6 protein-coding genes are annotated in these 7,624 nt (G+C 63.6%); 4 read left to right on the top strand and 2 right to left on the bottom strand.

What is annotated here, in order from left to right; all coding sequences use genetic code 11:
* Positions 1-11: 11 nt before the first annotated feature.
* Complete coding sequence (locus AWQ70_RS26885; RefSeq protein WP_067181583.1) at positions 12-1,073, bottom strand: PDDEXK family nuclease; 1,062 nt, start codon at positions 1,071-1,073, stop codon at positions 12-14.
* A gap of 584 nt (positions 1,074-1,657) precedes the next feature.
* Here AWQ70_RS26885 and AWQ70_RS26880 point away from each other — a divergent pair.
* Genes AWQ70_RS26880 through AWQ70_RS26870 form a run of 3 tightly spaced genes read left to right on the top strand, consistent with a single transcriptional unit; the run spans position 1,658 to position 5,882 of the window.
* Positions 1,658-3,889, top strand: coding sequence for a hypothetical protein (locus AWQ70_RS26880; RefSeq protein ID WP_067181580.1), 2,232 nt, complete (start codon positions 1,658-1,660; stop codon positions 3,887-3,889).
* A complete protein-coding gene (locus AWQ70_RS26875; RefSeq protein WP_067181577.1) occupies positions 3,889-4,302 on the top strand; it encodes a hypothetical protein in 414 nt (137 codons plus the stop codon). Before AWQ70_RS26880 ends, AWQ70_RS26875 begins: the two co-directional genes overlap by 1 nt.
* Positions 4,299-5,882: a hypothetical protein gene (locus AWQ70_RS26870; RefSeq protein ID WP_067181574.1), complete on the top strand. Its 1,584-nt coding sequence runs from the start codon at positions 4,299-4,301 to the stop codon at positions 5,880-5,882. Before AWQ70_RS26875 ends, AWQ70_RS26870 begins: the two co-directional genes overlap by 4 nt.
* On the opposite strand, the gene AWQ70_RS26865 is transcribed toward AWQ70_RS26870, so the two are convergent.
* The gene (locus tag AWQ70_RS26865; protein WP_169808756.1) at positions 5,864-6,805 is read right to left on the bottom strand and encodes a hypothetical protein; all 942 of its coding nucleotides are present in this window, start codon (positions 6,803-6,805) and stop codon (positions 5,864-5,866) included. The two genes, AWQ70_RS26870 and AWQ70_RS26865, sit on opposite strands and share 19 nt — an antisense overlap.
* 222 nt (positions 6,806-7,027) lie before the next feature.
* Here AWQ70_RS26865 and AWQ70_RS26860 point away from each other — a divergent pair, with 222 nt between their 5' ends.
* Positions 7,028-7,417 carry a hypothetical protein gene (locus AWQ70_RS26860; RefSeq protein WP_067181567.1) on the top strand — a complete coding sequence of 130 codons (390 nt, stop codon included), beginning with the start codon at positions 7,028-7,030 and terminating at the stop codon, positions 7,415-7,417.
* Positions 7,418-7,624 lie beyond the last annotated feature (207 nt).

The following is a 7,624-nucleotide window of genomic DNA, read 5'->3' as shown; positions in this document are numbered from 1 at the left end:
AGTTGGCGCGTCTAAGTTGCGGCTGATCGGGACAGCGAACTCGCCTCATAGCGCAATTGATAGGTCCGCACGCCGTCGCTGTTCACGCGGTATAGCGTGATCGCGGACAGGAAGTGCTCCTTGACGTGCGCAGTGCGGCGACGCTCGTTCTCTCCGATGTCGCTGATCCACTCCTCGATGTTCTCTGGGAGCTTGAAGGTCAGCTCATAGGCGCCAACGGCATCCGTCGGCGACACTATCCACTCCGCTGTGTTTCCCGTGCCATGCCGCTTGATCCGCACTGTGTGGTCGGGTCTGATCTCCGCGTATTCCAGGAACCGCCGCTGATCGTCTGCGGCGAGCGGCAGGATGAACGGCGCCGAAGGGAAGCCGAGTAATAACTCTGCGTCGCTGTGCTGCCGTAGCACAGCGGTGAATTCATTTACTGCGGCGCTGGCCGCGCGTTTGAACGATCCATCAGGGACGGAGGCCGACGACAACAGATGCATCGGAGATGTCTCCAACGCCCGCCGTAGCTCAGCGCGCATCCAGGTCACAGGAAAACGGCCTGACTCCGGCAGATGTTTCTGCGCTGAGTGCAGACTCGTCGCCGTGGCTCCGATGAGGCCGAGCAGCCAGCCGAAGGATGCGCCGGATAGGTCCACCAAGGAAATCTGGTGAGCGAGCGCGTATCTCTGGGCATCCGCAGTGAAGCCGCTGGTGGAGAACAAAGCGTATGAGTACTTGTATCGCTGCCGCGGCCCCGCCCCGAAGCCCGTCATGAAGTTCTCGTTCACATCATGCACCACACCATGAGCGTTCCGTACAATCTCCAGCCCACAGCGGTCCTGGTAGTACTTCGCCTCCAGGAACAGCCGCACCGGCATAGAGAACGCTGGCGTGAACGCGAACTCTCCAAGCACATCGACTTGGTGGAGCGCGCCCCGTCCGCGGACCCGGAGGGTATCGCCGTCGGTGACCAACTCAGCGGGGTCTTGGTCCTCATGGACAAGCAGTCGGTATCCACTGAAGCGCAGGAGCCAGGCCAGCGACTCTTCCAGCAGGTAGCCCCTCAACACAGAGTCCTTGACCACTCCTGTCGCCCCTCCTGTAAGCCAGTCACACAGTCAAGCGTGATCATTTCATTTACTGGCGTTTAATGGAGGTGTGACCCCGAAGATTTCGTCCTGGCCAGGCACGCTGCAGCGGACCTCGGCGGCACTGTCCGAATAGGGGATTTGGCGCGAATCCGAAGGTGACTGTCGGTCGTCTACGTGAGCAGGGTCCGTTGACGAAGAAGCGGGAAGTAGCTTGCGTCATGCATCGGGCGTTTGATGAGTTCGATCTTGATGTTCCCGTCGGACGTTGCTGTAGAGCCCCGTAAGCCCGTAAGAGGCTGACTCCTTCTTCTGGGGGCCGCCAAATCTCTCGCCGCCCACAGGCGCGGGCCTGCAGGGCAACCGGCTATCTTCTGATAGGTCAGGGAGGGCGACGAACATGGAAATTCGGCATCGCTTGCAGGGCCTATGGTGATCGGGACCGGTCTGGAAGACCTCACTCCGAATTCGGTCATCGGGCGGAGTGACGCCGAATGCCGCCGTGTCCGTCGCCTCAGGCAATCGTACAGGTCCAGGCAGGACCGCCTGGCCTGCAGCTGTATGAAATTCCGTGAGGTTTCATGGTTCAAGACACCCGCCGAGTTCAGACGGCAGTTCTCGGCAGCCCCACGTCCGACTATCCGCTCTCGCTGCCCACAGATCGCAAGGAAGCAGAGCTCTACCTGAAGCGTTACAAGGGAAAACGCTTCTATTGCGGGGAGCATCTCGGCGGCTGCGGCTGGGAGCTGATGGACAAGCTCTACCGCGACCGCGTCTGCCACTTCGCGCATCACCCCGACCCCAAGGGGATCGCTCCGCAATGCGAGCGCCGCTACTTCGGCGCCGACAGCGCCGACCACCTCTACATCCATCGTGGCTTGACCTCTGGTCTGGGCAGGTCCGCGGTGTCGCAGCCCTTCCGGGGCACCATGGCGGAGGGCCAATGCACTGCTCTTCTGGTGAACCCCGCCCGGAGCCGCTCGGCCATCAAGGTCCAGTTCGTGAATCTTCCGTCCGACGCCTGGACGACAGAAGATGAGGAACTCCGCGCCCGGCTTGGCCGAGTCGACTGGATGCTCGGCGCGCGGGCGAGCGTGACCGCCAAGTACCTGGTCGATCGAGACGGCTACGCACTGCGCGTGCGTTGCGAGCAGGAAGGCACCGCTCGCGTCGTCAAAGTGGGCACGGAGACGCGCGACGGTGACCTTGAATGGTGCGCACTGAACGACTGCGAGATCAGTGGGCAGGGGATCGTCACTCCGCTGCTCCGTAAGCGCCGGCGGATTGCGAAGCCGCCAGCGGCGCCAGCAGTGCGGCTGCCCAGGTTTCCCTTGGCAGTCGAGGACATTGTGATCTACCCGCAGGAGAGGGTGACTCGACCGATAGGTGGGCCCGGCATCCCTGAAGGCTCCTACGTCGCAGCGGCGGACATCTGCATCGGCGAGGGCGACCGCCTACACGCCCGAATCATGGTGCCAGACCATCTGGATCTTGCGGTCGACGAACCGTACTCCCTTGTCGAGCCCGCGTCTGTGAACGCGCTGATCAGCCCCGGGAATGCCACGCCCGTATGGACCGTCTTCAGCGCGGGCGTGAGGCGTATCCGGACCAGCCAACCACCAAGCGTTCAGGTGCCACAGAAGCCGACGCCGGAGCCTGCGGCCCCTGCACAGGAACCTGGGACTTTCCGGAAGAAAGCCGTATCGTCTCCGGGCCAGTCTGAGGCACTGGTCCGACACAAGCTGACCTCGTTGATCCGGGACATGCGTGATGCGCGGAAAATCGGAGACCATGGACGTCTCTTGCAGACGCTGAGGGCCAACGAGGAGTTGCTCAAGGCGCTGACACGTCCGCATTTCAACAAGGAACGGGAGGCGATCCAAGAACTTAGCCGCTGGGCGACTGCGAAAGATGAGGCTCATGCGCGGAACGAGCGGGAGGTTCGTGAGCGCAGCGCGGCGCTCATCGATCAGATCGACCGGGCGAAGGCTGCGGGGAACCTCGAGGAAGCCCAGAGTGCGGTCGACGACCTCCGGAAAACACTGGTGCGTGTCTCGCTAAGCAACCCGAAGTTCACGACGGAGGCACGGAGTCTGCATGACCGTGAGTCATGGCTCGTACGCGCCCAATCGGAACGTGATCGAGCGGCACGTGCCCGTACGCAGGAAGCGCTGGCCGAGAGTATCCGTTCGAAGCAGCATTCTCGACTCAGCGAGGTGCTTGACCGGCTCCAGAAGGCGGAGATCGCGGGGGAGACCGCTGAGGTGCGCAAGCTTCACAAAGAAGGGCGCTCCCTGCTCAACAAGCTAGGCAACCACGCGACCTCGTATGAGAAGCGGCACCTGGACCTGACCGCCCAGTGGCTGGCGGCCGGCCGGGCGGACAGAGAGAGCGGGGCCGAGACCTCGGCCACCACATTGGAACTGAGCGTCCGTTCCACCCCGCGCGACGTCGCCGACCGCATATCCGCCGTCCTGAAAAGGACGGCCCGAGATCAGGTCGCCATCAACCTGGAAGACCTTGCAGGAGAGGTGGCTGCCGACCGTGTGTTATGCGCGAAGCTCCTGATCGAAGTCGACGAGCCGGTCAGGGACAGCGGACCCCTGTTGTCAGCCCTCGTGACTTCGCCGGACGGAAGCGTGCGCGGGGAGTTCCGTGAGATCCTCACGGGCCTCGGCTACGAGGTCCCAAAGACTGATCGAGCACTTCAACTCGTCTGGCAGCGCGAGGTGGAGCGGACGCACGCCTGCTATGCGGAGCCGCCGCGTGAGATGCCCACGAGCCTCGTGCCCCGCAAGATGGAGCCGGCATAGTGCGCGCCGAACCGCTGCGGCAGGTGTCCGCATGGGAGTTGCTTTCGGTGCGCGAGATGGTGCCGACGCGGACACTGCGTGGCTTGTCGCTCGATTGGAAGGCGGGTGTGAAGCACGAGCACGCACTCCAGTACGCCTCCGTGTTCGGGCCTCTGCATGCGAAGCAGATTGCCGGGGATTGGAGGTCCAACGGCCCGTTCACCGCCCGGTCTGCCTATGCCGTCATGGTGGTTGCCACCGCTCTCGCGGAGGCCGCTACCTACGGCTGCGGTCAGGAGACCTGCGGCTGCCAACAGCGGAACTTCCGTGACCAGCGATATCACCAGGACCTCAGCCGGGAATCGGCCGTCCAGCCGCTTGAACCGTTCGTATCCGGCGGTGGGCTCAAGCTCGTGAGGAGCGATCCGCGATGACGTTCCAGCTCGGGGCCAAGGTGAGTGACAAGACCGCGGCCAAGGCCGTCGCGGGGGCTGCTCACTACCTTCTCCAGCAGGAGGGGGAGCAGATCCTCTTCATCGGCAAGACGAACCAGGTGAAACCGCAACTCGATCTTGTCGCCCTGACGAACATGCGCGTCATCGGCGTTCATCTTCTGACTCATGAACGCCCGAAGGTGCATGTCTGGTGGCCGCAGGTCCGATGGTTCTACTTCAGCGACAAGTGGACCTCGATGAACCGGCTGAGCGTGGTCACGCACGAGGGAACGGAGATCCACTTCGGGACCGTTTCCAAGCCGGACGTGCCCTTCATCCGCGCGCAGATCGAACGGATGATCTCGCCCGCGCACACGAGTGCCGTTATCCGCGTGCTGCCGATCAACCGGGAACGTCAGCACGCCCTTGAGGCGGCGCGACTTCGTGAGCAGCAGATGCGGGCGGGGGAGTGGCAGCGATACCAGGCATCGGCTCCCTCCCCTCCTCCGCCGATTGCCTCGTCCTCTCCTGCTGTTGGGGCTGCTGGGGGGACCACATCGGTTGACCCACCAAGCCCCGTTCCCCCGCTTCCGGTGGCCGCGCCACTGCCTGTCGTTCCCGCTGGCGCGCCAGGTCTGATTGAACCTCTCGCCTCGGTGCCGCCGCCTGCGCCGGTGATTCCAACAACCCCCGTTCCGGCTGTCGTCGTGGCTCACGCGCCTGTCACCCCGGAGGAGCAGCGGCACGCCATCGAAGTTGACGTACCGAGCAAGACCGAAATTGGTATGCCGGTCCCGGAGAAGGAATTCCTTAAGGAGATCGCCGCGGCCAAGGCCGCGCCTCGGAAGTGGCCCTACATGCTTCTGATCTGCGAACTCGCCGGGATCGTCATGCGCGGTCACGGGTGGATCGCCATGGTCGCCGGGCTCGTCGCTGCGTGGATCGTTTCGACGATGGAAAGCCGGAGCCGTCGCCCGCGTGTTGACTACGATTTGCCCGACGAGGATGCCGTGCTCTTCGACCGTACGGTTGCCGCGTTCCGAGACGCCGCTCGTGCCGGGCAGATGTGGCTCGTCCTCGAAAGCCAGGCGGTGACCTCGGATTACGAGCGTAAGATCAACGCGGGCGCCGGATCTACTATGCGGCGGACGACGGCGTCGGTCGAGTTCTCGGGCCTCGACGGCATTGATATCAACATCAAAGCCCCCACTCTGACAGCAGCCGGTTGGACCCTGCACTTCTATCCCGACCGGTTCCTCATCGGCGAGAACGGAAGATTCAAGGAGCTCAACTATGACGATCTTTCGGTCAAGTCGGTTTTCTCGCGTGTCGTCGAGAACGAAATGGTCCCAACGGATGCCAAGGTTGTCGATCACACCTGGAGCCATGTCAACGTCCGAGGCGGTCCCGACCGTAGATTCAAGGACAACCGGAAGTTGCCGATCGTCCTGTATGGCGAATTGACGACGCGTGTCCACGGATCGGATCTGGTCTGGATGATCTCGGATGCGGATGTATCGAAGCGTCTGCGCACCGCGTTGAAGAACCTCGGGGCCGGAGACTACCGGGTGCAGGCATAGATCCCGCGGCCGGCTGCCTGTGCTTTGGCGGCGTACGCCTTGAACCTCTGCTCCACGCCGCCGCTGATTTCGGTGGAGGCGAGCCGTGTTGACCCTGAGAGGAGCGTCAGCGCATTGATCGACGCGCGGCCATTGCCTTCGCGCCATATGTATAAGGCGACGGGACTGGCGGAATCGTTCGTCCCTGCTCCCCGCGCTATCCAGGCATAGGAATCGCTCGGCAGGTAGGAGCGGAGCCGCTCCGTTGCCCACTCCGCCTTGCACTCACCGTCTACGGGGGCGGTGGCTCCGAGCAACCTGACAGCGATCCGACCACTGCGACTCAGGGCTATGCCTTCGGTCACTGCTCGGACGAGCAGTGAATCCCCACTGAGGACCGATATGACGACCACACGCTGAGCCGTTTTCGGAGCGCCTGGCGGCCGGAGCGCTTCGGCAGGCGTGGTCGGACTGGCTGCTGCCGTGGCCGTGGGACTGGCGGCGACGGCCCGGTGCTCCACTGGAGGCCCGGGTGCTTGCGCCATGCCGATCGTCGCCGCCGCGACCGCGGGAAACAGCGCCACCGCCCAGAAGCGCCAGAAGCTCGCCGAGCCCTTCGTCCCTGGTGCTCCCAGATAGAGCGTACGGATCTCCGACGCCGCGATGATCAGTCCGGCGACTATGAGGAGGAACTCGACCCAGAGTCCCTGAGCGGCCCAGACCACTCCCGCTTGGTAGACCGTGTCCAGATCCGACGTCTTGAGCAGCGGCTCCAACACCCGGGCGGGCCAGGTGAGAAACCACCAGACGGCCGTGACGACGTAGTAAATGACGGCGAGCGCGATGAGGTAGGGGAGGGCAGTGATACAGCCCCTGGCCTCGGACCGGCCAACTCCCGCGGACACGCGGACGGGTCCAAGCCCCACACCGACTCGGAGTCCCATGTTGCGGCTCATCTCCCCGCGAGGCCCATTTTGGAGGCGATGGTACGGCAAAGCAGGGCATAGATCCACAGTTCTGAAGTGACCGTATTGTCTGTGGTCGGAACCGTTCGGGGTTACGAGAAGGCTCTGCTCCGGCTTGTGCCCTTGGCGAACCCAGGCGAACAAGTTGTGTAATTGCTCGCATAGATCGTAATTCGGCCGCCGCTGGGTGAGGATGGCGAAGTGATCGCTGATGTGTCGGTTTGCCTGTCCCGGCTGGCCGAAGCCCTGGTACTGCTCGCCGCTCCGGCTGAGCGTCAGCACGACTGGTGTGAGCGGCACACCCTTCCCGAGGATGAACTCGCTCTTGAATTCGATGACGTCTACGGGTGGTCCGTATGGATGCTCGACGAGCAGCGGCCCGGTCTGCTCACCACCGAGGTCAAGGCGCTGCTGGATGGGATCGACCGCGCCCTTGAGGCGATGAGTGGTGAGGAGCATGCCGAGGTGTGGACTTGCGAGGGGCTGATGAGCGACCCGCGCTGGCAGCAGGTCCGCATTCTTGCTCGGCGTGCCGTGGCCGGCATCACGGAACTCGGCGTTTTCCCCGTTCCCGACATCGCCTCCCTGTAGGAAACGTGTCGGCACCTGTCGCCAGGCGTGCCCGACGCGTGGACATCGGTCTCCTCGTACAGGTCCAGCACATCGAGGGGTAGCGACGATCGCCTGGCGGAAGATGTCGTGGATCGCAGGCACCCGTGTACCTTCGCCTTGAGCTTGGGGAATGGCAGGGGAGCGGCGCGTCCTTCGGGCCGTGGCACGTTAATGGCACCAGGCTGC

It is taken from the genome of Microtetraspora niveoalba, from assembly GCF_001570405.1.
In the GTDB taxonomy this organism is placed as follows: domain Bacteria; phylum Actinomycetota; class Actinomycetes; order Streptosporangiales; family Streptosporangiaceae; genus Microtetraspora; species Microtetraspora niveoalba.
This window is presented reverse-complemented; position numbering and strand designations above follow the sequence as displayed.

What these genes read in the sequence shown, in the direction of transcription:
- AWQ70_RS26880 (WP_067181580.1), top strand. Translation starts at nt 1,658, where the DNA reads ATGGTTCAAGACACCCGCCGAGTTCAGACGGCAGTTCTCGGCAGCCCC.
- AWQ70_RS26870 (WP_067181574.1), top strand. Translation starts at nt 4,299, where the DNA reads ATGACGTTCCAGCTCGGGGCCAAGGTGAGTGACAAGACCGCGGCCAAG.
- AWQ70_RS26865 (WP_169808756.1), bottom strand. Translation starts at nt 6,805, where the DNA reads ATGGGACTCCGAGTCGGTGTGGGGCTTGGACCCGTCCGCGTGTCCGCG.